This window comes from Tenacibaculum sp. TC6, from assembly GCF_050606265.1.
Lineage (GTDB): Bacteria > Bacteroidota > Bacteroidia > Flavobacteriales > Flavobacteriaceae > Polaribacter.
The window spans coordinates 1-21,503 of record NZ_JBOCUK010000003.1 but is presented as its reverse complement, the minus strand read 5'-3'; the positions used below and the strand labels follow the sequence as shown (position 1 = coordinate 21,503).

Sequence of the window (21,503 nt, the reverse complement as noted above, 5' to 3'; positions counted from 1 at the left end):
AACCTTCCCACCAGTGGCAGGACGGTTTTAGGAACTGCCGAAAGCTTCCTGACCACGTCAGCATCGTTTTAGGGAATATTCAATAACGTGTATCAAAGGTTATTATAATGCTGCTATTTATACTTTATAAAATAACTTCTATGACTTAAATAACTGAGGTTAAGGAATTCCGTAATAAAAAACAAATACGTATTCATTAAATTAGTTGATTATATAAACAAGTTATAGACAGCCCTTCAAAAAGATACCCATATACTATAAAAACGAAACACTTAAAAAGGAAATTAAAATGAGTAATAAAAAAAGTGAACAATTCAAGAGTAAACATTATCTTTTAGCTCCGCAAGCATCAACAACAACCGTACTAACATTGACTTCAGGTTCTATTTATCTTAGCGATAGTACTGAACCAAAAACAAGTTTACAACTGGTGAGTCCGGCAAGTGGAGCATCACAAGAGTTCTATATTGCCGCAAGCAGCGAATATGCCGAAGGGTACATTACAATTACCTACAATACCGGTGTAGACATAACATCAACAGCTGAGTGTCACCTTAATTTTTTCTTAGAAAACACAAGCTGGAATCAAGATACATCAGGTTCTTTTCCTAATGATACTACCACCATCATCGCAAAATCGTCAACTAAGCCATCGCCGTCGTCACCCACATTATTAGTAGTTACAGAACCGACCGGACAAAAAAGTTCGGGTGTGGACTCACTTTATCAAGTACTTAATCCTGAAATGGTATTTTTAGTTGACTATTATCCTGAAAATAAAACCATGTTATTTCGTGGTAATACTCCTTTTGATGCGCCAGCAACTGATAACGGTAAACAAACTGTTGATTTTAAAAAACTGCATGATTATATGGAAGCTAAGTATGTTAAAGAAACAGGAAAAAATGATTTTCCTGCATTTAATACTTATAATTTACGCGATATATGTTTGCAAAGCCAAAGTTCAGAAGGTAATTCCATTTTATGGGAACTCGAATCATTTGGTGGCAAGGAATTAAGTCAATTGAAAGGGCAAGTTTGGTATCCTTCCGATAAAGCAGAACCGCAAAATCAAATGTGCAACTGGGAAATTCAACCACATAACCAGCCATCTAATGATGTTTTTGATATAGACGCTGTTCAAAAATTAAGTAGTTGGATGAGTCCTAAAACAGCCCCGGATATTTTTAATATTTATTACATTCACTGTGCAAGCGGGCATGATCGAACAGGAATTGTTGCCTCTGCTTACATGATAGCCAACAGAAAGTTTTCATTAAAACGTTCGCTGATTTACGGAACTACAATTGCAAAGCTTAGTAGTGGCTCAGGTCAGTTACAGGTAAATTGTAAAGATTTAGATGGTAAAAATATTGGTAATATTGATTCCGATCGTTCTCGAATACAAATGATTGCAAATGTGTATGACAAGACAGTGTTAAACATATATAATACACTTAATCCGAAGGCTACAATTTCTGAATTACCTCAAACAGCACTAGATGAAAACCCTTCTTACGTTTATTCAACGTATCCTTGGGAAAAATCTCTTTAATTAAATTTTGAAAAATAACAGCTTATTCAATATTACTTTTAACAGTAAAGGATGTCTATAACATAATCTCTATTAAAACGCAGTTTAGTCAAATCGTTGGTAAGCATTAGAAAAGTCAATACATTTGATAGCACCTCAAAAACCTTAGAGAAAAACCGTGTAGTGATTTCTGTTACTAGTATACTAGCTGGTGGATGGACAATTGATTTAACTCCTTATCGGAGCAGTATCATACGTATTCGCCACCAGCTACAGGGCGGTTTTGGAGATTATTCAACGGGGTGTATCAAAAGTCATCATAGTGCTGCTATTTATGCTTTACAGAATAGTTTTTATGACTCACATACCTGAGATTACGGGATTCCGTAATGAAATTAGATTTTTATTGGTTATGTTCGTGGAATATAACTTTATACTATTGTAACCTAACTGAATGGTTGCATAACGAGGTATTTTATATGTATAAATAAGTTGTGGGTAATTGTAACGAAAAACATCAATAGCATTAACTGACAACAAAAACAATATAGAAAATGGACATAATCTCAATCTTAATCGGACTTGTAGTAGGGCTTGTGATTTCCTATATAATTTTCAACTTGCTCAACAAGACTAAAAATGTTTCAAAAGCAGACTTTGACGCATTATCTTTGAAACACAACGAAACGGTTACTAATCTCAGGTTGTTTGAGAGTAAGGCACAGACACTACAAGAGACAAATGACATACTATCTAATAAGCTCACCTCAAAAGAAAGCGAAGTTACTCAACTTCTTTCAAAAGTAACTTCATTGGAAACAAACCTTTCCAATAATGAGAGTAAACTATCCGAACTTTTAAAAGAGCTAACTACAGAACGTGAAACGAATAAAAGCCAACAAAACGATATTAACCTTTACAAACAAAACTTATCGGAACTCTCTGCTAATAACAAATCATTGACTGTAGGACTAGCAAAACAGAATGAGACAAATGAAAAACAAACAAAACAAATAGAGGAATTAACAAGTAAGTTAACCAACTTAACATCCGAAATCAGTAAACTAACAGCTAACAATTCAGCTTTGACAGAAAAGTTAGAAACCCAGAAAACTGAAGTTGAAGAACTTCAAAAAACAGCACATTTACAATTTGAAAAAATAGCTAATAAACTGTTTGAAGAAAAATCTAAGAACTTTACTGAAACAAATAAAATAAATATAGAAACTCTCTTAAATCCACTTAAAGAAGACATCAACAAATTCAAAGAAAAAGTTGAAGCTACCCATACCGAAGACACTAAACAAAGAACATCTTTAGACGAGCGAATAAAAGGCTTAATTGAACAAACCAATAAAGTAAGTGCCGAAGCGAATAACTTAGCAACAGCGTTGAAAGGGAAAGCACAAAAAAGAGGGAATTGGGGTGAAATGATTTTAGAAAGAATACTTGAATCATCAGGTTTAACAAAAGATAGAGAGTATTTCATTCAACAATCGATTAAAGATGATGAAGGTAAGAATCAAAGACTTGATGTTAAAGTAAATTTACCTGATGATAGAGTAATTATAATTGATTCAAAAGTATCTTTAATTGCTTATGACAAGTTTTCTTCAAGTGAAGATGGTGACGAACAAAAGACTTTTCTTACAGAACACATCAATGCCACCAAACTACATATTGACCAACTAAGTTCAAAAAGGTATGACAATATTGAAGCATCATTGGATTTTACAATGATGTTCATACCAATAGAGCCAGCTTACTTACTAGCAATTCAAGGCGATTCAGACCTATGGTCTTATGCTTACTCTAAGAGAATTTTGTTAGTTAGTCCAACGACCTTGATTGCTTGTCTTAAACTATTCTCTGACTTATGGAGACGTGAATGGCAAAATAAAAACGCAATGAACATTGTAAAACGTGGTGAATTATTGTACGAAAAATTTGTCGGCTTTACAGTAAACTTTGAAGAAATAGGCAACAAATTAAATACAACTCAAAAAGCATATGACAATGCTTTAGGACAACTCAAAACAGGAAGAGGTAATGTAATAAGTCAAGCAATTCAATTAAAAAATTTAGGATTGAAATCTAACAAAAAAGTTCCGGACAAATTAATTCCTCTAAGCTTTGACGACTCAGATGATGATACCACTGATGATAGTGAAGGATAAATAACGAACCTTAACACTTTGTATAAGTAATGGCAGGGAAAGTCTAAATATCAAAGTTTGTAGCCCACTCAAACTGCGTAGTGGTTTGACAGGAAAGTGCAACGCAATCTGCCACTACTCATACAATTTACAGTTATGGGAAACTATAGCATTACATACGTAAGAGGTGATTAAAATTTGAACAACTGAAATACTGAAAAAACACATCAACTAAACGGCTTAAATAATAACTTATCTTTGTATTTACAGAAACGGCAGATAAACTACAACAATGGAAGAACTTGCAGAGAGTATATATCAAGTTATTAAAGATTATAGAAATCACGACAATATTTTTATTACCTCAAAAAGTATAATAGAATGGGCTGAACAATTTGAAGATGATAGCGTCCTTATTTTAACAGAGCTAAACAAAATAATTGAAGAAACATATGTTTCAAGAGAAAAGGCCAAAGATTTTATTTATCAGCATATTCTTGCTTATTTAAAATTATACAACTACTCAAATATTACAACTTTTTTAATTGATACCGAATTTATAGACGTACAACAATCCCATAAAAGTCAACCAGCAATTTTAAACTTATTGGAAGAAGTTTTAAGTGAAAAATTTCAAGAGTCATATTTAAACTACAAGGATTACCCAAAAATAAACTATATATACTTCGATGATATTCTTGCTTCAGGAAGCACTATTGGACGAGATCTAATAGCATTTTTAAGTAGAAAGGATTCATCAGATAAAAAGTTTGACTGAAAAATTCAAGACAATGAGATAAAGTTGTCAATCAGTATATTTTGTTTACACACTTGGGGATTTGAATTCCAGAAGTATCGAATTCAAAAAGAGTTCAGTGAAAAAGTTATAAAAAAAATAAATTGGTTTTGGAATTACGAAATTCAAAATCACGCAAAGTTCAACAACCAAAAACTTAATATTGCAAAACCTGTAAAAGGCAATAGCTTAAAGATAAACGGATATTTGGAAAATTTATCTGCAACAAAGTATGAAGATTATGCATATAGAAAAGTAAATGCACCAACACAAGAGCTGTTTTTTACTTCTGCAGACAACAGAATAAAATTTGAAAATGTTTTAACTGAAAAGGGAATAGATATTATCAATATGATACAAGGAGGGGTTAAAACCAATATAAGACCATTAGGTTTGATAAATCCACAATACAAAATATTTGGACTTGGAACTCATTTTTTTACATGGCGTAATATTCCTAATAATTCACCGTTAGTGTATTGGTGGGAAGTTAATGGACATAATTGGAAACCATTATTTTCTGTCGCCAATAGAGGTAATTAAAAAAATAGTTTAATTTAGCATTATGAATCCGAGCGTAAGGGAATATCAAGCTAAGAATGTTATTACGTTTGCAAAAACAAACGGACCTTATGGAGCTTTTTCAAATATGGCTCCAGAGTTCAATTTGTTTGTTAACGAGATTAATATTCAAAGTTCAGAAATATTGTATCAAGCTTGCAGATTTCCATTGTTTCCCAACATTCAAGAAGAAATCGTTAGAACACAAAATCCAATGGACGCTAAAAAAATCAGTCGTCAATATATACAATATAGCCGTCAAGATTGGGACAACGTTAAATTCAAAATTATGAAATGGTGTCTCGAAGTTAAACTTGTCCAAAATTTTGATAAATTCTCAGATATACTTTATTCTACTGATAACAAAGTAATTGTTGAATATTCCAAAAAAGATACTATTTGGGGTGCTACTTTTAAAGATAAAACGACACTTGTTGGAAAAAATGCTTTAGGACGACTTTTAATGGAATTAAGAGAGAAAGTCAAAATAAAAGAAATAACTAAATCTACAGTTATTTTTCCACCAAACATTCCTGCATTCTTATTATTTGGGAATCTAATTGAAGAGATTAGAAATGATGAGTATTTTATACTTGACTTAGACGAGATTTACATATAAGAACGGCAGCCCATAACATTTATAGCGGTTGCTCAAGAGGTAAAAACAACATAAAATAGAACTTGACAATGTAAAAAAACTAAACATAACTATAGTTTTTAAACAAAATATGTATTTTTAAATCCGTAATAACCTTTATACAAATATGTTATCATCAATTATAAAAAAAGCATTTGTCATATTAATTTTATTAAACATTCAAAACCTGTTTGCTTGTTCTTGTGGAATTGTTCCGTTAATGGATAGAATTCCAATGTCTGACTTTATTGCAACTGCTAAAATTCTTAAAGTTTCACCAGATAAGGAAAATTCAAATCTACACAATATTGAAATAGAAATAATTGAATTATATAAAGGTAAGGCTACAAGCAATTTAAAAATTTATAGTGTCTTAAATAGTAGTTGTGCATTTTACACACCTGAAAATAGTAAATGGTTAATTTTTGCGAATAAAAATAAAAATGGAGATTTAAGTTTCGGATTTTGTTCAGGAGCAAAACAATTAGATAGAAAATTCTACTCTGACAGATATCCAAACGCCGAAAAGAATCATAAAAAATCAATTGAGCTTAAACTTCAGGTTCTTGACTATCTAAAACGCTCTGAAATTCAACCCTCAAACGAATTTGGACTAAGAGCATCATTTTCTGATGGTTGCTTAAAAAACTTTAAAGGTATTGAAGTAAAAAACAATAGATTCGCACTTTACGAATTGACTATTGAAAATGATTTGTCAATTAGTGAGGTAAAGGCTATAAAAGAATTTGATACTGAAAGCCTGAAATTGGACTTATTGAATTGTGTAAAAGAAAGTGTCGAAGTTTATGCACGAAAAAAAGAAATAGAAATACCAAACAAAACAAGAATTATCATTGGACTATACTATTATCCTGCTGAAAGAAGTAATCTTAGTTTCATTGGGCAATTTGATTTATAAATAATTAGTTAAAACAATGCTATAAGTAATTGCTTGTTCTCGCCTACTTCTAAAAAGTAAATCACATTATTTAGTTAACTCCTGAAATAGATTTTCCAGATTTTTATTTTCAGAATGTAGGCCTAGAATTTTCAATCCGTTTTCTTGTGCAAAATCGAAAATTTTAGGGCGCATGTCTTCTGTAGATTCAAATTCTAACGTCCAATTATTTTCTGAGGTATTTTTAAAGTAGCTTATGTTAGGCAGTTGTTTTATAAATTGTTCTTCAATTTTATAATCAAACGTTACCTGAATTACTTGCTTTTCACTGGTTTTAAGCTCTTCTAACGTTTTATCTACTACCAATACTCCTTTATTAATAAGAATCACTCGATCGCAAACCGCTTCTACTTCTTGCATAATATGAGTAGATAATAAAACGGTTTTATCTTTTCCTAACTCTTTAATTAACTGACGAATTTCAACTAACTGATTAGGGTCTAAACCTGTAGTGGGTTCGTCTAAAATTAGCACCTCCGGATTGTGTAATATGGCAGCTGCTAAGCCCACTCGTTGTCTATAGCCTTTAGATAGTTGTTTTATTTTTTTATGGGCTTCGGCAGTAAGTCCTACTTTTTCAATTACGTCAGTAACGGCACTTTTCTCAACATGATACACAGAAGCTCGAAATTGTAAATACTCACGAACATACATATCTAAATACAGTGGATTGTGTTCCGGTAGATAGCCTATTTTTTTTTGCGCTTCTACAGGATTTGTAACCACATCTACGCCGTTTACAAAAACAGTTCCCTCCGTAGGTTTTAAGTACCCGGTTAAAATTTTCATAGTTGTAGATTTTCCGGCTCCGTTAGGACCTAAAAAACCAACTATTTGGCCTTTTTGAGCTGAAAACGTAACTGAATCAACAGCCTTTTGCGCTCCGTATGTTTTGGTTATGGAAGTAAGTTCTATAGACATCGGTTATTTTCTTAGGTAAGAAACGAAACTATAATCGTATCTATTTTTATCATCTGCCTTAAAATCTTCTCTGGCTATTTCTTTCCAGCTCTCCGATTTTATTTCCGGGAAAAATACATCTGCATCAAAAGTTTCATGCACATGGGTAATATCCAACCTGTTAATTAAATGATTGTTGATTACTTGCTTATATATTTGTGCGCCTCCAATGATAAAAATCTCAGAATCACTTTTAGCCAATTCAATAGCTTCTTCTATACTTGCGGCTGTTAAACAACCTTCTTTAGTATAGTTTTTATCTCGGGTAATAATAATAGTGGTTCTGTTAGGTAAGGGCTTTCCTATACTTTCAAAAGTATTGCGCCCCATAATAATATGATGCCCTGTTGTTACCTCTTTAAATCTCTTTAAATCTGCTGGCAAGTGCCATATTAAATCATTCCCTTTCCCTAGCTCATTGTTTTGTCCTACGGCCGCTATAACTGTTATCATTTGAGGCAAAATTTGTTGTATATGATGTTTACAATGGTCAATATAATCTTGAATCATTTCGGCAAAAGTATACATCTCTTCTTTATCTTTTGATACATTCAACAGAGAATTAATTTTTGCCTGAGGAAAGTTATTCCATATATGAAGTATTTGTGTATTTACAACCTTCCATAACGTTATAATGTCTGTTACGGGCAACTCTTGCCAATGTTGGGCTTTCACCCAAGCATCCTGATCATAAACAATATGCGGCGTATTTTGATATTGAATACGAATGTAACGTTGTAAATTGGTAAAAGCCGAATCAACTAAATGCCCTACTACTTCTTTTTTACTCCAGGTATTTACATGCGCTTTTTCATTCCACTCTTTTTCAGATAGAATGGCCGACTGTATAGGAAAATAATGGAGTATTTTTTGTAATGATTTTACCGCATTCTTTATTACATATTCTTCACCCATTCTCTTATATAACTCGTAAAATCTTCTTTATTGGTAATTTCGTCTTCTGTACTTTTTTCAATATTATCGATAATCGTTTGAATAGCTATTAACACTTTTTCGTCGTTAATTTCTGCTATTTTATCATAAATATTCTCTTTAATAACGTCTATTTCTGTAGTCATTTTTTAGTAGCTATAGTTTGCCTACTAAAATAACAACTCCTTTTAAATTTTACCCCTTAAAAAAGATAAAAGTACGTTAAAAATTAAATGGCTACTACGCCTTTAATATGCGGATGTGATTCATAACCAACCAATTCAAAATCTTCAAAGGTAAAATCTTCAATACGGGTTATGTTAGAGTTCATCTTCATTTTAGGTAATGGCTTGGGTTCTCTTGATAGTTGTAATTGTAATTGCTCAAGATGGTTGTTGTAAATATGAGCGTCACCAAAAGTATGAATGAACTCTCCGTATCCATAGCCGCATACTTGTGCTACCATCATGGTTAACAAAGCATAAGATGCTATGTTAAAAGGAACTCCCAAGAAAACATCGGCACTTCTCTGATATAATTGGCACGACAACTTACCATCTGCTACATAAAACTGAAAAAAGGCATGGCAAGGTGGCAAAGCTGCTTTACCATTGGCTACATTTTCAGCAAATGATTTTGAGGTATCCGGTAAAACAGAAGGGTTCCATGCAGAAACTAACATTCTTCTGCTGTTAGGGTTTTGTTTTAGGGTATCAATTACTTCTTTTAACTGGTCTATTTCTTCACTATTCCAGTTACGCCACTGATGCCCGTAAACAGGTCCTAAATCGCCATTTTCATCTGCCCACTCATTCCATATTCTTACTCCATTTTCTTGTAAGTATTTAATGTTAGTATCTCCTTTTATAAACCATAATAATTCATAAATAATGGATTTTAAATGGAGTTTTTTAGTGGTTACCATAGGAAAGCCTTCACTTAAGTCAAAACGCATTTGATACCCAAAAACACTTTTAGTTCCTGTACCGGTTCTATCTCCCTTTTCATTACCATTATCTAATACGTGTTTTACTAAATCTAAATACTGCTTCATAATATCTATTTATCCTAAAGAAAATGTTGGGTAAAAATAAAAAAGCTTCAATAAAGGTTATTGAAGCTTTTTTATTTTATATTCAAAAGTTATTAACCGATGATCATTCCTGCTATGGTGGCCGACATTAATGAGGCTATGGTTCCTCCTATTAAAGCCTTCATACCAAACTCTGATAAGTTTTTACGTTGCCCCGGTGCTAATGAGCCAATACCTCCTATTTGGATTCCGATAGAGGCAAAGTTGGCAAAACCACATAACATATACGTTGCCATAATAACCGACTTATTAAATGTTAAATGGGTAGCGCTTGCTGCATTTTTTAATTCTGCTAATTGAATGTATCCCACAAATTCACTTGCTGCCAATTTAACGCCTAATAATTGCCCCATCAACGCCATGTCTTCTTTGGCAACTCCTATTAACCACATTAAAGGTGCAAAAACATAGCCTAAAATAAACTCTAAGGACAATGATTTGTATGGAGTGGCTCCTGCTATTAATTCATTTAAAGAAGTAAACTTCCAGTTAAAGTATTCAATACCATCAAATCCGCCAACACTTCCTAAAATTCCGTTAATCATGGCAATAAAAGCAATAAATACCAATAACATTGCGGCTACATTCATGGCTAAGTTTAATCCTTCCGTAGTACCATTAGCAATTGCATCTAAGATATTTGATCCTATTTTTTCTGAAGAAACCTGTACGTCTGTATTTACTTCTTCTGTTTGTGGATATAGTATTTTTGAAATAATAATAGCTCCCGGTGCTGCCATTACTGACGCTGCTAATAAATGTTTTGCATACAATAAACGTAATGCTTCATCATCACCTCCTAAGAAACCAATATAAGCAGCTAAAACAGCTCCTGCTACCGTTGCCATTCCTCCAATCATTACTAATAAGATTTCAGAACGGTTCATTTTTTCTAAGTATGCTTTTATTAATAAAGGTGCTTCGGTTTGCCCTAAGAAAATATTTCCGGCTACCGATAAACTTTCTGCTCCTGATATTTTTAATCCTTTAGATAATAACCAAGCTAAGCCTTTTACTACTTTTTGAATGACTCCTAAATAGAATAATAAAGAGGTTAGTGCCGAAAAGAAAATAATGGTTGGTAATACTTGAAATGCAAAGATGAATCCAAAAGAATCCATATCTGCCACCAAACCGCTAAATAAAAACTCACTTCCTGCTCTTGTAAAATCTAATACACTTACAAATAAGCTTCCTATTAATTCAAATGTTTTTTGTACAAAGGGAACTTTTAGCACGCCAACAGCTATTAACAACTGAAAACTTAACCCTAACCCTACTGTTTTCCAATCAATTCCTTTTCTGTTAGCACTAAATAAAAAAGCAATAATTAACAAAGAAACCATTCCTAAAGCTCCTCTCCATAAACTTGTAAAAGAAAAACCTTGGCTTGGAATTATTACAGATTCGTTTTGCTGCTGTACTTCAACTTTTGAAACTAACTGTGGTTGAGATGTAAATTTGTATAGTATATTTTTTTCAGAAAGAGTTAAAGCTGTGTCTGACAATTCAACTATATTATAATAACGAACTGTATCTGTAGGTTGTTTATAATTAAAAATTAATAAGTTGTTTTGATGAATGTAGTTACCGGATGCTTGCAGACTATCTTTTGCTACTAATGAGTAGTTAAAATTTCCTTCTGATAAAGTAAATATATCAACCGGATTTATGGCAACAACTGATTCTCCGTCTGTTGTTGTTATTGATGAAAAATTCCATTTCTTTTCAATACTTTGAGCAAATGTGACAATGGAAACACAAAGCATTAAAAAAGTTAATACCTTCTTCATTTATTATGGTTTTAAAAATAAAAATTAAGAACGTTTACTAATTTCATCACGAATTCTTGCAGCTAATTCGTAATCTTCGTTAGCAACTGCTTCATTTAATTGTTCTTGTAATTCCGATAAAGACATTTGAGTAAACACATCATCATCTTCATCATCAAATGTCAGTTCAAACTCATCTTCGTCGTCTTCATCTTCATCATCAGAAAGTTCTTCTTCAATTTTTAAATAAATACCTGCTTTATCCAGTATATTCTCATACGTAAAAATAGGTGCTTGAAAACGAACTGCTAAGGCAATTGCATCAGATGTTCTTGTATCAATTACTTCTTCTACTCCGTCTCTTTCACATAGTAAACTTGAGAAAAATACTCCATCAACCAACTTGTGAATAATCACTTGTTTAACATTGATAAAAAAACGGTCTGCAAATGTTTTAAACAAATCGTGCGTTAACGGCCTTGGTGGTTTAATTTCTTTTTCCAGCGCAATAGCTATAGATTGTGCTTCAAAAGCTCCTATAATAATAGGTAAGGTTCTTGTACCTTCAACTTCACTCAACACTAAAGCATAGGCTCCACTTTGTGTTTGACTGTATGAAATTCCTTTAATGGTTAGTTTAATTAGGCTCATGTATCATCATCATAAAAAAACAAAAAGGCTGTCTAACTTAGGCTTTTTTAAAGTTTTAGACAGCCTTTTATAAGTGGGCACAATTTACTAAAAATTATGAGTTCTTCTCTAATTTCTTTAAAAAGAAAATTTAACCCTATTTTATTATGCTTGTTTAAATGTTTTCAGCTTTTCAATAAGCTCCGGAACAACGGTAAAAGCATCACCAACAATACCATAATCTGCAGCTTTAAAGAAAGGTGCTTCCGGATCGTTATTAATAACCACTTTTACCTTTGATGCATTTACTCCTGCTAAGTGCTGAATAGCTCCCGAAATACCTATAGCAATGTATAAGTTTGAAGCTACCGGCTTTCCTGTTTGTCCAACGTGTTCACTATGAGGCCTCCAACCTAAATCAGAAACCGGTTTAGAACAAGCTGTTGCAGCTCCTAAAACGTCTGCTAACTCTTCAATCATTCCCCAATTCTCAGGTCCTTTTAATCCTCTACCTGCAGAAACTACGATATCTGCATCTGCAATAGTTACTTTTCCTGATGCTTTGCTAACGGCTTCTGACGTAACCCCTAATTCCGGTAATGTTGCCTCAAAACTCTCAGTACTCCCTGATACCGGATTTTCATGAGCTCCGTATGAGTTTTTAGCCACTCCTACTACTTTTTTCTCAGTTGAAATTTCAGTATTGTTAAATCCTTTGTTAGAAAACGCCTTACGTTTAACAACAAAAGGAGTTGTGCTATTTGGCAAAGCCACAACATTTGATGCATATCCTGCTTCTAAAGCTACTGCTACTAATGGTGCAACTGTTAATCCGTCAACGCTAGAATCAATAACTACAACATTTGACGATTTAGCTTCTGCAACTTGTTTAATAATAGAAGCATATGCTTTAGCATTAAACGTTGTTAAGCTATTTTTAACCTCAACCACTTTTTCTGCTCCGTAAGTATATAATTCAGAAGCATCACCACCATTGATAGTTAATGTTACTAAATCTGTTCCTAATTGTTCAGCAACTTTTTTTCCGTATGAAACAACTTCATAAGCTGTTTTTTTGAATTTTCCTTCCGATGAATCGGCAAAAACTAATACAGACATATTTATTTATTTTTTTAGTAGTTTGTATTTAGTAAACACAAACAAATATTTTTATTTTTTATTGATCTACTCTTAGATTGCTTTCGCTTCGTTATGTAATAAGTTGATTAATTCATCAACACTATCCACTAATTTAACAGCTCCTTTAGGCGCAGGCTTCTCAAAACTTTGAGTAGTTGTAGCAGCCGCAACTCCGGTAGGTTCAACAACTGTTAACGGTTTTTTACGTGCCATCATAATACCTCTCATATTAGGTATACGTAAGTCTTTTTCTTCTACAATTCCTTTTTGTCCGGCAACGACCATAGGTAATGTTGATGTTACTTTTTCTTCTCCTCCATCAATTTCTCTATTTAATGTAGCTGTAGTACCTTCTACTTCAATTCCTACACAACCGTTTACAAAATTAAAATCTAATAATGAAGCTAACATACCCGGAACCATTTGCCCGTTATAATCAGCAGACTCTTTTCCTGCTAATACTAAATCATAGCCTCCGTTTTTTACTACTTCTGCTAATTCTTTGGCAACCATAAAACCATCTGTAGGATTGGCATTTACTCTAATTGCATCATCAGCACCAATTGCTAAAGCTTTTCTTAATGTTGGTTCAGTTGTAGCATCTCCTACATTAACAACTGTTACCGTAGCTCCTTGCTTTTCTTTAAACCACATAGCTCTGGTTAAACTAAACTCATCATATGGATTTATAACAAATTGAACCCCATTAGTATCAAACTTAGTATCATTCTCTGTGAAGTTAATTTTTGAAGTGGTATCAGGAACATGACTGATACATACTAATATTTTCATATATTGTTGTTTTAAAGAATCTTATTTTGAACGACGAAGTTAAGTATTTTTTTTAAAAAATACTATGCGTGCATAATATTTTTTATTCCTTACATTCCTCCCTCACAAAAGTAAACATTTAAAAACCAAATTAAACTGATTTTTTCTTCTTAAAGTTTATGAAGTTCCCTCATTTTTTATGACTTGTCCTGATAAAACCATTATAGCAAATGGTAACATCATACCCAGATACGATAAAGCAGGTAGATTAGAAGAGGTTTGTCCTAAATGATCTAATTGATTATACGGATACGCTCCTTTTAACAAACTCTTAATAGTAATTTCCATGGCAGACCATCTATCAACATGCAATGTTTCAGCATCTACAAAAACATTGATGGTAATGAATACTATTGTGAAAAGAAATATACCTGCTAAAAAGAATCGTCTTATTTTATTAATTTCACTATGCTTTTGTTTAAGCAAAAAAAACACAAATCACAAAAACAATGTAACTAAGCACAACTACAAACTCAGAAACAACCGACTGTCTAGCAGCATATTTAACTACAAATAAGCTATTAATTAACAAATACAACAAAAGTGAAACAACTACATGAATAGTCTTAATGCTAGCATTTAACATTTTCATATGACTTTTATAACTGTCAAATATAATTTTTTTACATCTATTTTTATTACTTTTGCAATCTTGATAAACAACTACTTATAAAACGTATGAAAACAGTACAATTTAGAGAGGCCGTTTGCGAAGCAATGAGTGAGGAAATGCGTAGAGATGAAAGCATTTATTTAATTGGTGAAGAGGTTGCTGAGTATAATGGTGCTTATAAAGCCAGTAAAGGAATGTTGGACGAGTTTGGTCCAAAACGTGTAATTGATGCTCCTATTGCTGAGCTTGGTTTTGGTGGAATTGCTGTAGGTTCAGCTATGAACGGAAACCGCCCGATTGTTGAATACATGACTTTCAATTTTTCTCTTGTAGGAATTGATCAAATTATAAATAACGCAGCTAAAATAAGACAAATGAGTGGGGGTCAATTTAATTGCCCTATTGTTTTTAGAGGTCCAACGGCTTCAGCTGGTCAGTTAGCAGCAACCCATTCACAAGCTTTTGAAAACTGGTTTGCAAATTGTCCTGGTTTAAAAGTAATCGTTCCATCGAACCCATACGATGCTAAAGGTTTATTAAAAGCTGCCATCAGAGATGATGATCCGGTTATTTTTATGGAGTCTGAGCAAATGTACGGAGACAAAATGGAGATTCCTGAAGGAGAATATATTATTCCTATTGGGGTAGCTGATATTAAAAGAGAAGGTACTGATGTAACTGTAGTTTCTTTTGGTAAAATTATAAAAGAAGCTTATAAAGCTGCTGATGAATTAGCTAAAGAAGGTATTTCTATTGAAATTATTGACTTACGTACTGTTCGTCCAATGGATCATAAAACAATTTTAGAGTCTGTTAAAAAAACAAACCGATTAGTTGTTTTAGAAGAAGCTTGGCCATTTGGTAGTGTTTCTTCAGAAATTACTTTTAGAGTTCAAGAGCAAGCTTTTGACTATTTAGACGCTCCTATAAAAAGAATTACAACAGCAGACACACCTGCACCATATTCACCGGTATTATTAGAAAAATGGTTACCAAATGCTAATGATGTAATTACCGCTGTAAAAGAAGTATTATATATTAAATAGAACTACTGAAATTGAAAAAATAATTCAAAATCCTTTTGACTCTTACACAGTCAAAAGGATTTTGCAGTAAAAAAAATAATGAAAAATAAAATTTTATACTTACTACTACTCTTAACAACCTCAGTAAGTGCACAATTAACTTTAAAAGGTAAAGTGGTTGATGAATTTGACAATCCATTACCTTTTGTAAATGTTGTTATACAGAATACTACTTATGGTACAACAACAGATGACGATGGTAAGTTTTATTTAAAAACTCCCAAAAATAGAGGAATCCTTGAAATATCATTTGTTGGTTTTGAAACTCAAATATTAAAGGTTAATCAAAAAACAAAATATCTTAATGTAGTTTTAAAAGAAACTTCAAATCAACTGGATGAAGTTGTTGTGGTAACCAAACCTAAAAAAAGGTTGAAAAAAGAAGAAAATCCGGCCTACCAAATTTTAAAAGAGGTATGGAAACGCAAAAGAAAGCTGGGGTTAAATCTTGTTGATTATTACCAATATAAAAAACATGCTGCTATAGAGATTGGATTGAATAATCTTGATACCGTATTTCTAAAAAGTATTTTTAAAGAAAATTATCAAAAAGACATTAAACAGGTTAAATATGATAGCGATGGTATTAATTATTACATTCCTGTTTTTTTACAAGAAAAAGTTACCAAAGTTTATGGTAATAATGTAGATAGTAAAGTTCGAGAAGATATTGAAGCTGAAAAGGAAGAAGGGCTTGGTGCACAAGGTTTTGTTTTTGACAGAATGTCCAATACTTTCCAAAACATTGATATTTTTAAAAACAATATAACCTTATTACAAAAATCATTTGTTAGCCCATTATCTTCAAATGGATTTGCTACTTATGATTATGTTTTATACGACAGTATTGTAAAAGACAATCAAAAATTATATAACATTTATTTTTTCCCTAGAAGAGAAGGAGATCTTGCTTTTCAAGGAAATGTTTGGATTGCCGACACTAATTATTCAGTTAAAAAAATCAAAATGCATGTGCACAAAAGTATTAACCTGAATTTTGTAAGAGGGTTACGCTTTGAGAAAGAATATGAAGTGAAGAATGATAGCATTTATTTATCTACTAGAAATGTATATGATGGTGACTTTACATTGGTTGACAAAAACGAAAGTAATAAAGGGTTAACTATAAAAAAGACCGTTACTTTTGATAACTACATTTTAAATCAACCAAAATCATCCGAGTTTTACAGTCAAAAAATAGAAAAAATAAGACCCGATCAATTTGAAAAGGACAGTACTTACTGGAAAGAGTCCGAAAAAGTTGTAGACTCAGAAACTTATTCACTTATCAATACAGTAAAAACTAAGAAGAAAATTCAAAATATTACCGGTTTTATAAACACCATAGCTAATGGTTATTTTAATACTCGACTTGGTATACAATTCGGACCTTTTTGGACAATTTTTGCGAATAACGAAGTAGAAGGTTTTAGAACCAAACTTGGATTTAGAACTTTTACAACAAAAGATGATCGTTTCAGATTAGGAGGACATGTAGCCTATGGTTTTAAAGATCAAAAAATAAAATACGGGGCAGAGGCCAGATATCTTTTATCATATCAGCCTAGGATAGCTGTCGGCGTTGCTTATCAAAAAGATTACGAACAGTTAGGAAGTACTTTATTAAACACTACTCAATTATTAGGAACAACATTTGGTACAACTGCACTTTTTAACAGAGGAGACAACTATTTTTTATCTGATGTACATAAAATTGCTGCAAACTTTGATTATCAAATCCAACAAAACCTTCATATTGGGTTTAACTTAACGCATGCGAGAATTCGTTCAGCTTCTGAACAAAATTTCTCCATGAATTATATTGATGAACAAGGTAAGTTACAATCACAAATTACTGACGTTGCTTCCGATGTTTACGTATCATATACGCCCGGAAGGTTTGTTTATGGGTTAGGTGTAGAAAGACGTTTTGGTAGAAATATTTTCCCAACTCTGATTTTAAATTACCGTAAAGGTTATAAAGGACCGTTTAACGGCACCCATGATTACGATAAAGTTCAAATAAAATACAATCACCCTATTCTTCTAGGTGAACTTGGGTTATTAGATGCTACTATTGAAGGTGGTAAAACTTTTGGAACAGTTCCTATTGGTTTATTAAATCCTATACCTGCTAACCAATCTTTTTCTCTGGTAAAAGATACATTCTCTTTACTTAATTATTACGATTTTGTAACAGACACTTACGCAGCTACTCATTTAGAACATCATTTTAATGGTTTTATTTTTAACAGAATTCCATTATTAAAAAAATTAAAACTGCGTAGTTTAGTAACTTTCAGGGCAGCATACGGTTCCGTTTCAGATAAAAACAGAGCTATTAGCAGATCTAATATAACTTATAATACTCCTGACAAACTATATTATGAGTATGGAGTTGGAATTGAAAATATTGGCTACGGTAACTTACGTTTTCTTCGTATAGATGCTATATGGAGAAGTGATTACACACCTCCTAGCGGATTAAAAATAGCTCCATCTCCAAAATTTGCAATCAGAATAGGAATTAAACCGGGCTTATAACCATAGAATTAACCGTAAAATAACAGTGATTTTTATATATAGAATATGAAAAAATCGCTACTTTTGCCTTCCGATTTTAAGAAACGAAGTTAAGTTAATAATATGACTGCAAAAGAAAGAAAAACAGTAGATGTTTTAATTGAAATACCAAAAGGAAGTAGAAATAAATACGAATACGATTTTGAACTAAAGAAAATTCGTTTTGATAGAATGTTATTCTCTTCAATGATGTACCCGGGTGATTACGGTTTCGTTCCTAAAACCTTAGCTTTAGATGGAGATCCTTTAGATGTATTAGTATTAGGAGCTGAGCCTACATTTCCAATGTGCGTTATGGAGGTAAAACCTATTGGTGTTTTCCATATGGCTGATGAAAAAGGACCGGATGAAAAAATAGTTTGTGTACCAGTTTCTGATCCTATTTGGAATAAGTATAATGATATTACTGACTTAAACCCTCACCGTAAAGAAGAAATTACTCATTTTTTCCAAGTATATAAAGATCTTGAGAAAAAGAAAGTAGATGTTGGTGATTGGGGAGATGCTAACGAAGCTTATGACATTTTACAAAAATGTTTAGATCGTTATGAAGAAAGCGAACATAGAGAAAAAGCTAGCTTTACCATATAAATACACCATAAATTAGTTAAAAAACTCTCAGATTTCTCTGAGAGTTTTTTTATTACCCTTTGATTTAGTTATATTTACCCAAACTATAACTAATCAAATAAGAAAAAACATGAAACAAAACATGATGTATGTGCCTATTCTTTTGGCATTATTAGGACTTATTTTTATGTATGTAAAAATGGTTTGGGTAAAAAAACAAGCTGCCGGAAGTGACAAAATGCAATCTATTTCTAAAAGCATTAAAGAAGGAGCTCTTGCTTTTTTAGCCGCTGAATATCGTCTTTTATTAATTTTTGTTGTTATTGCTTCATTGGCGTTATTCGGAATTTCTCAAATAGTTGAAACTACTAGCATCATGATTGTTCCCGCGTTTATTGTAGGAGCAATTTTTTCTGCCTTAGCAGGTAATATAGGAATGCGTATTGCAACTGATGCAAATGCTCGAACAGCTGAAGCTGCTAAAACAAGCTTACCACAAGCCTTAAAAGTTTCTTTTGGAGGAGGAACTGTAATGGGATTGGGTGTTGCAGGTTTAGCCGTTTTAGGACTCGGTTTATTTTTCCTTTTATTTATTAGTCAGTTTATTACTGATGGAGGAAATTTTTACAATGAAATGACCGTAGTTTTAGAAGCTCTAGCAGGCTTTTCATTAGGGGCTGAATCTATCGCTTTATTTGCTCGTGTTGGAGGTGGTATTTATACAAAAGCTGCTGACGTTGGTGCTGATTTAGTTGGAAAAGTTGAAGCAGGTATTCCTGAAGACGATCCACGTAACCCGGCAACAATTGCTGATAACGTAGGAGACAACGTAGGAGATGTTGCCGGTATGGGTGCCGATTTATTCGGGTCTTATGTGGCTACTGTATTAGCTGCCATGGTTCTTGGAAACTACGTTATCAGAGACATGTCGGCTACAACACCATTTTCTGATGGATTTAATGGAATGGGTCCCATCTTATTACCCTTAGTAATTGCCGGTGTAGGAATCATTGCCTCGATTATTGGAACTTTCCTGGTTAATATTAAAGATAATTCAGCTAAAGAAGCACAAGTTCAAAAAGCTTTAGATACCGGAAACTGGGTATCAATCATTTTAACATTAGTTGCGAGTTTCTTCTTAATTAAGTGGATGCTTCCTGAAACTATGCAAATGAGTTTTTTTGGTGAGGGAATAAAAAATGTTTCTTCTATTAATGTATTCATAGCTGCTTGTATTGGTTTAGCAGTAGGGGCTTTGATTTCAATGGTTACTTCATATTATACCAGTTTAGGTAAAAAACCTGTATTAGAGATTGTTCAAAACAGTGCTACCGGGGCTGGAACTAATATAATTGCCGGTTTAGCAGTAGGAATGAAATCAACATTTTTATCTGTTCTTTTATTTGCCTCAGCCATTTACGGTTCTTATTATTTTGCCGGTTTTTATGGGGTGGCTTTAGCAGCTTCTGCTATGATGGCAACTACTGCGATGCAATTAGCTATTGATGCCTTCGGACCTATTGCGGATAATGCAGGGGGAGTTGCAGAAATGAGTGAATTAGAAGATCATGTGCGTGAACGTACAGACATTTTAGATTCTGTAGGAAATACAACCGCTGCCGTAGGTAAAGGTTTTGCTATTGCTTCTGCAGCTTTAACAGCTTTAGCTTTATTTGCCGCTTATGTTACCTTTACAGGAATTGACGGGATTAATATTTTTAAAGCAAATGTATTAGCTGCTTTATTTGTAGGAGGAATGATTCCTGTTATATTTTCAGCCTTAGCTATGCAGTCTGTAGGAAAAGCGGCTATGGAAATGGTTCATGAGGTACGTCGTCAGTTTAGAGAAATTCCCGGAATTATGGAAGGTACAGGAACTCCTGAATATGCTAAATGTGTAGATATTTCTACTCGAGCAGCTTTAAAAGAAATGTTGCTTCCTGGTTTAATAACCATTATTACTCCTATACTTATTGGTTTATTATTTGGTCCAGAACCATTAGGAGGGTATATGGCCGGTGTATGTGTTTCAGGTGTTATGTGGGCTATTTTCCAGAATAATGCAGGAGGTGCTTGGGATAACGCTAAAAAATCATTTGAAGCCGGAGTAGAAATTAACGGAGAAATGACCTATAAGGGTTCTGATGCTCACAAAGCCGCTGTTACCGGTGATACTGTTGGTGATCCTTTTAAAGATACTTCAGGACCTTCAATGAACATTTTAATTAAATTAACTTGTTTAGTTGGATTAGTTATTGCTCCAATTTTAGGAGGGCACTCTACAAACAATGAGCATGCTCATAAAGAAATTAAAAAGGAAGTTAAGGTAGCCATAACTTCATCTGGTAATGAAACAGCTCAGGCCACCATAACCATGACTACAACTAAAGATGGAAAAACGACAACTGAAACAAGAGAGATTGAGGGAACTGTTGAAGAAATTGAAAAGCAGGCTCAAGAAATTTCAAAAGAAATAGAGAAATAAAGAATAAAAAATCTAAATCTTGTGTCGTCCTAAAAAACCATTACAGTTTTTTAGTATGATTAAAGATATAAAATCTCTCAACAAACATGTGTTTGTTGAGAGATTTTCTTTTTGTAGGTTTTTGTTTTGATTTTACATTGTTCATGCATTTTCTCTGGTGTTAGTA

At 32.8% G+C, this 21,503-nt stretch carries 17 protein-coding genes and 1 pseudogene; 9 read left to right on the top strand and 9 right to left on the bottom strand.

What is annotated here, in order from left to right; genetic code table 11:
- The first annotated feature begins 289 nt into the window (after positions 1-289).
- The 5 genes and pseudogenes from ACQY1Q_RS02630 (at position 290) to ACQY1Q_RS02610 (ending at position 6,603) form a co-directional block, all read left to right on the top strand.
- The gene (locus ACQY1Q_RS02630; protein ID WP_431003734.1) at positions 290-1,555 is read left to right on the top strand and encodes a hypothetical protein; all 1,266 of its coding nucleotides are present in this window, start codon (positions 290-292) and stop codon (positions 1,553-1,555) included.
- Between the two features lie 533 nt (positions 1,556-2,088).
- Positions 2,089-3,711 (top strand): DNA recombination protein RmuC, encoded by a 1,623-nt coding sequence (gene rmuC / locus ACQY1Q_RS02625; protein WP_431003733.1) that lies wholly within the window; start codon positions 2,089-2,091, stop codon positions 3,709-3,711.
- Positions 3,712-3,982: 271 nt separating this feature from the next.
- A pseudogene (locus ACQY1Q_RS02620) lies at positions 3,983-5,029 on the top strand (phosphoribosyltransferase-like protein).
- A 22-nt stretch (positions 5,030-5,051) separates the two neighbouring features.
- Positions 5,052-5,666: an NADAR family protein gene (locus tag ACQY1Q_RS02615; RefSeq protein ID WP_431003732.1), complete on the top strand. Its 615-nt coding sequence runs from the start codon at positions 5,052-5,054 to the stop codon at positions 5,664-5,666.
- A gap of 145 nt (positions 5,667-5,811) precedes the next feature.
- Entirely contained in the window at positions 5,812-6,603 is a 792-nt protein-coding gene (locus tag ACQY1Q_RS02610) for a hypothetical protein (RefSeq protein WP_431003731.1), read from the top strand.
- Between the two features lie 66 nt (positions 6,604-6,669).
- Here the strand turns inward: ACQY1Q_RS02610 and gldA are convergent, their stop codons facing one another.
- From gldA to ACQY1Q_RS02565, 9 genes are all read right to left on the bottom strand, one after another.
- Positions 6,670-7,563: a gliding motility-associated ABC transporter ATP-binding subunit GldA gene (gldA, locus tag ACQY1Q_RS02605; RefSeq protein WP_431003730.1), complete on the bottom strand. Its 894-nt coding sequence runs from the start codon at positions 7,561-7,563 to the stop codon at positions 6,670-6,672.
- Positions 7,564-7,566: 3 nt separating this feature from the next.
- Positions 7,567-8,517 (bottom strand): dihydrofolate reductase, encoded by a 951-nt coding sequence (locus ACQY1Q_RS02600; protein ID WP_431003729.1) that lies wholly within the window; start codon positions 8,515-8,517, stop codon positions 7,567-7,569.
- Positions 8,499-8,681: a hypothetical protein gene (locus tag ACQY1Q_RS02595; protein ID WP_431003728.1), complete on the bottom strand. Its 183-nt coding sequence runs from the start codon at positions 8,679-8,681 to the stop codon at positions 8,499-8,501. The genes ACQY1Q_RS02600 and ACQY1Q_RS02595 overlap by 19 nt, the downstream gene beginning before the upstream one ends.
- Before the next feature lie 83 nt (positions 8,682-8,764).
- Positions 8,765-9,589, bottom strand: coding sequence for a thymidylate synthase (locus tag ACQY1Q_RS02590; RefSeq protein ID WP_431003727.1), 825 nt, complete (start codon positions 9,587-9,589; stop codon positions 8,765-8,767).
- Between the two features lie 92 nt (positions 9,590-9,681).
- Positions 9,682-11,421, bottom strand: coding sequence for a NupC/NupG family nucleoside CNT transporter (locus tag ACQY1Q_RS02585; protein WP_431003726.1), 1,740 nt, complete (start codon positions 11,419-11,421; stop codon positions 9,682-9,684).
- A gap of 24 nt (positions 11,422-11,445) precedes the next feature.
- A complete protein-coding gene (locus ACQY1Q_RS02580) occupies positions 11,446-12,051 on the bottom strand; it encodes a bifunctional nuclease domain-containing protein (protein ID WP_431003725.1) in 606 nt (201 codons plus the stop codon).
- A gap of 144 nt (positions 12,052-12,195) precedes the next feature.
- The gene (locus tag ACQY1Q_RS02575) at positions 12,196-13,149 is read right to left on the bottom strand and encodes an electron transfer flavoprotein subunit alpha/FixB family protein (protein WP_431003724.1); all 954 of its coding nucleotides are present in this window, start codon (positions 13,147-13,149) and stop codon (positions 12,196-12,198) included.
- 72 nt (positions 13,150-13,221) lie between these two features.
- On the bottom strand, positions 13,222-13,962 hold the full coding sequence (locus ACQY1Q_RS02570; RefSeq protein ID WP_431003723.1) for an electron transfer flavoprotein subunit beta/FixA family protein: 741 nt from the start codon (positions 13,960-13,962) through the stop codon (positions 13,222-13,224).
- Between the two features lie 156 nt (positions 13,963-14,118).
- Positions 14,119-14,427, bottom strand: a complete 309-nt coding sequence (locus ACQY1Q_RS02565; protein WP_431003722.1) for a hypothetical protein — start codon at positions 14,425-14,427, stop codon at positions 14,119-14,121.
- Positions 14,428-14,679: 252 nt separating this feature from the next.
- Here ACQY1Q_RS02565 and ACQY1Q_RS02560 point away from each other — a divergent pair, with 252 nt between their 5' ends.
- The 4 genes from ACQY1Q_RS02560 (at position 14,680) to ACQY1Q_RS02545 (ending at position 21,337) form a co-directional block, all read left to right on the top strand.
- Positions 14,680-15,660 carry a pyruvate dehydrogenase complex E1 component subunit beta gene (locus tag ACQY1Q_RS02560; RefSeq protein ID WP_431003721.1) on the top strand — a complete coding sequence of 327 codons (981 nt, stop codon included), beginning with the start codon at positions 14,680-14,682 and terminating at the stop codon, positions 15,658-15,660.
- 78 nt (positions 15,661-15,738) lie between these two features.
- Positions 15,739-18,243, top strand: coding sequence for a DUF5686 family protein (locus ACQY1Q_RS02555; protein ID WP_431003720.1), 2,505 nt, complete (start codon positions 15,739-15,741; stop codon positions 18,241-18,243).
- Positions 18,244-18,345: 102 nt separating this feature from the next.
- A complete protein-coding gene (locus ACQY1Q_RS02550) occupies positions 18,346-18,873 on the top strand; it encodes an inorganic diphosphatase (protein ID WP_431003719.1) in 528 nt (175 codons plus the stop codon).
- 109 nt (positions 18,874-18,982) lie between these two features.
- Positions 18,983-21,337: a sodium-translocating pyrophosphatase gene (locus tag ACQY1Q_RS02545; protein ID WP_431003718.1), complete on the top strand. Its 2,355-nt coding sequence runs from the start codon at positions 18,983-18,985 to the stop codon at positions 21,335-21,337.
- Positions 21,338-21,503 lie beyond the last annotated feature (166 nt).

What these genes read in the sequence shown, in the direction of transcription:
- ACQY1Q_RS02630 (WP_431003734.1), top strand. Translation starts at nt 290, where the DNA reads ATGAGTAATAAAAAAAGTGAACAATTCAAGAGTAAACATTATCTTTTA.
- rmuC (WP_431003733.1), top strand. Translation starts at nt 2,089, where the DNA reads ATGGACATAATCTCAATCTTAATCGGACTTGTAGTAGGGCTTGTGATT.
- ACQY1Q_RS02615 (WP_431003732.1), top strand. Translation starts at nt 5,052, where the DNA reads ATGAATCCGAGCGTAAGGGAATATCAAGCTAAGAATGTTATTACGTTT.
- ACQY1Q_RS02610 (WP_431003731.1), top strand. Translation starts at nt 5,812, where the DNA reads ATGTTATCATCAATTATAAAAAAAGCATTTGTCATATTAATTTTATTA.
- gldA (WP_431003730.1), bottom strand. Translation starts at nt 7,563, where the DNA reads ATGTCTATAGAACTTACTTCCATAACCAAAACATACGGAGCGCAAAAG.
- ACQY1Q_RS02600 (WP_431003729.1), bottom strand. Translation starts at nt 8,517, where the DNA reads ATGGGTGAAGAATATGTAATAAAGAATGCGGTAAAATCATTACAAAAA.
- ACQY1Q_RS02595 (WP_431003728.1), bottom strand. Translation starts at nt 8,681, where the DNA reads ATGACTACAGAAATAGACGTTATTAAAGAGAATATTTATGATAAAATA.
- ACQY1Q_RS02590 (WP_431003727.1), bottom strand. Translation starts at nt 9,589, where the DNA reads ATGAAGCAGTATTTAGATTTAGTAAAACACGTATTAGATAATGGTAAT.
- ACQY1Q_RS02585 (WP_431003726.1), bottom strand. Translation starts at nt 11,421, where the DNA reads ATGAAGAAGGTATTAACTTTTTTAATGCTTTGTGTTTCCATTGTCACA.
- ACQY1Q_RS02580 (WP_431003725.1), bottom strand. Translation starts at nt 12,051, where the DNA reads ATGAGCCTAATTAAACTAACCATTAAAGGAATTTCATACAGTCAAACA.
- ACQY1Q_RS02575 (WP_431003724.1), bottom strand. Translation starts at nt 13,149, where the DNA reads ATGTCTGTATTAGTTTTTGCCGATTCATCGGAAGGAAAATTCAAAAAA.
- ACQY1Q_RS02570 (WP_431003723.1), bottom strand. Translation starts at nt 13,962, where the DNA reads ATGAAAATATTAGTATGTATCAGTCATGTTCCTGATACCACTTCAAAA.
- ACQY1Q_RS02560 (WP_431003721.1), top strand. Translation starts at nt 14,680, where the DNA reads ATGAAAACAGTACAATTTAGAGAGGCCGTTTGCGAAGCAATGAGTGAG.
- ACQY1Q_RS02555 (WP_431003720.1), top strand. Translation starts at nt 15,739, where the DNA reads ATGAAAAATAAAATTTTATACTTACTACTACTCTTAACAACCTCAGTA.
- ACQY1Q_RS02550 (WP_431003719.1), top strand. Translation starts at nt 18,346, where the DNA reads ATGACTGCAAAAGAAAGAAAAACAGTAGATGTTTTAATTGAAATACCA.
- ACQY1Q_RS02545 (WP_431003718.1), top strand. Translation starts at nt 18,983, where the DNA reads ATGAAACAAAACATGATGTATGTGCCTATTCTTTTGGCATTATTAGGA.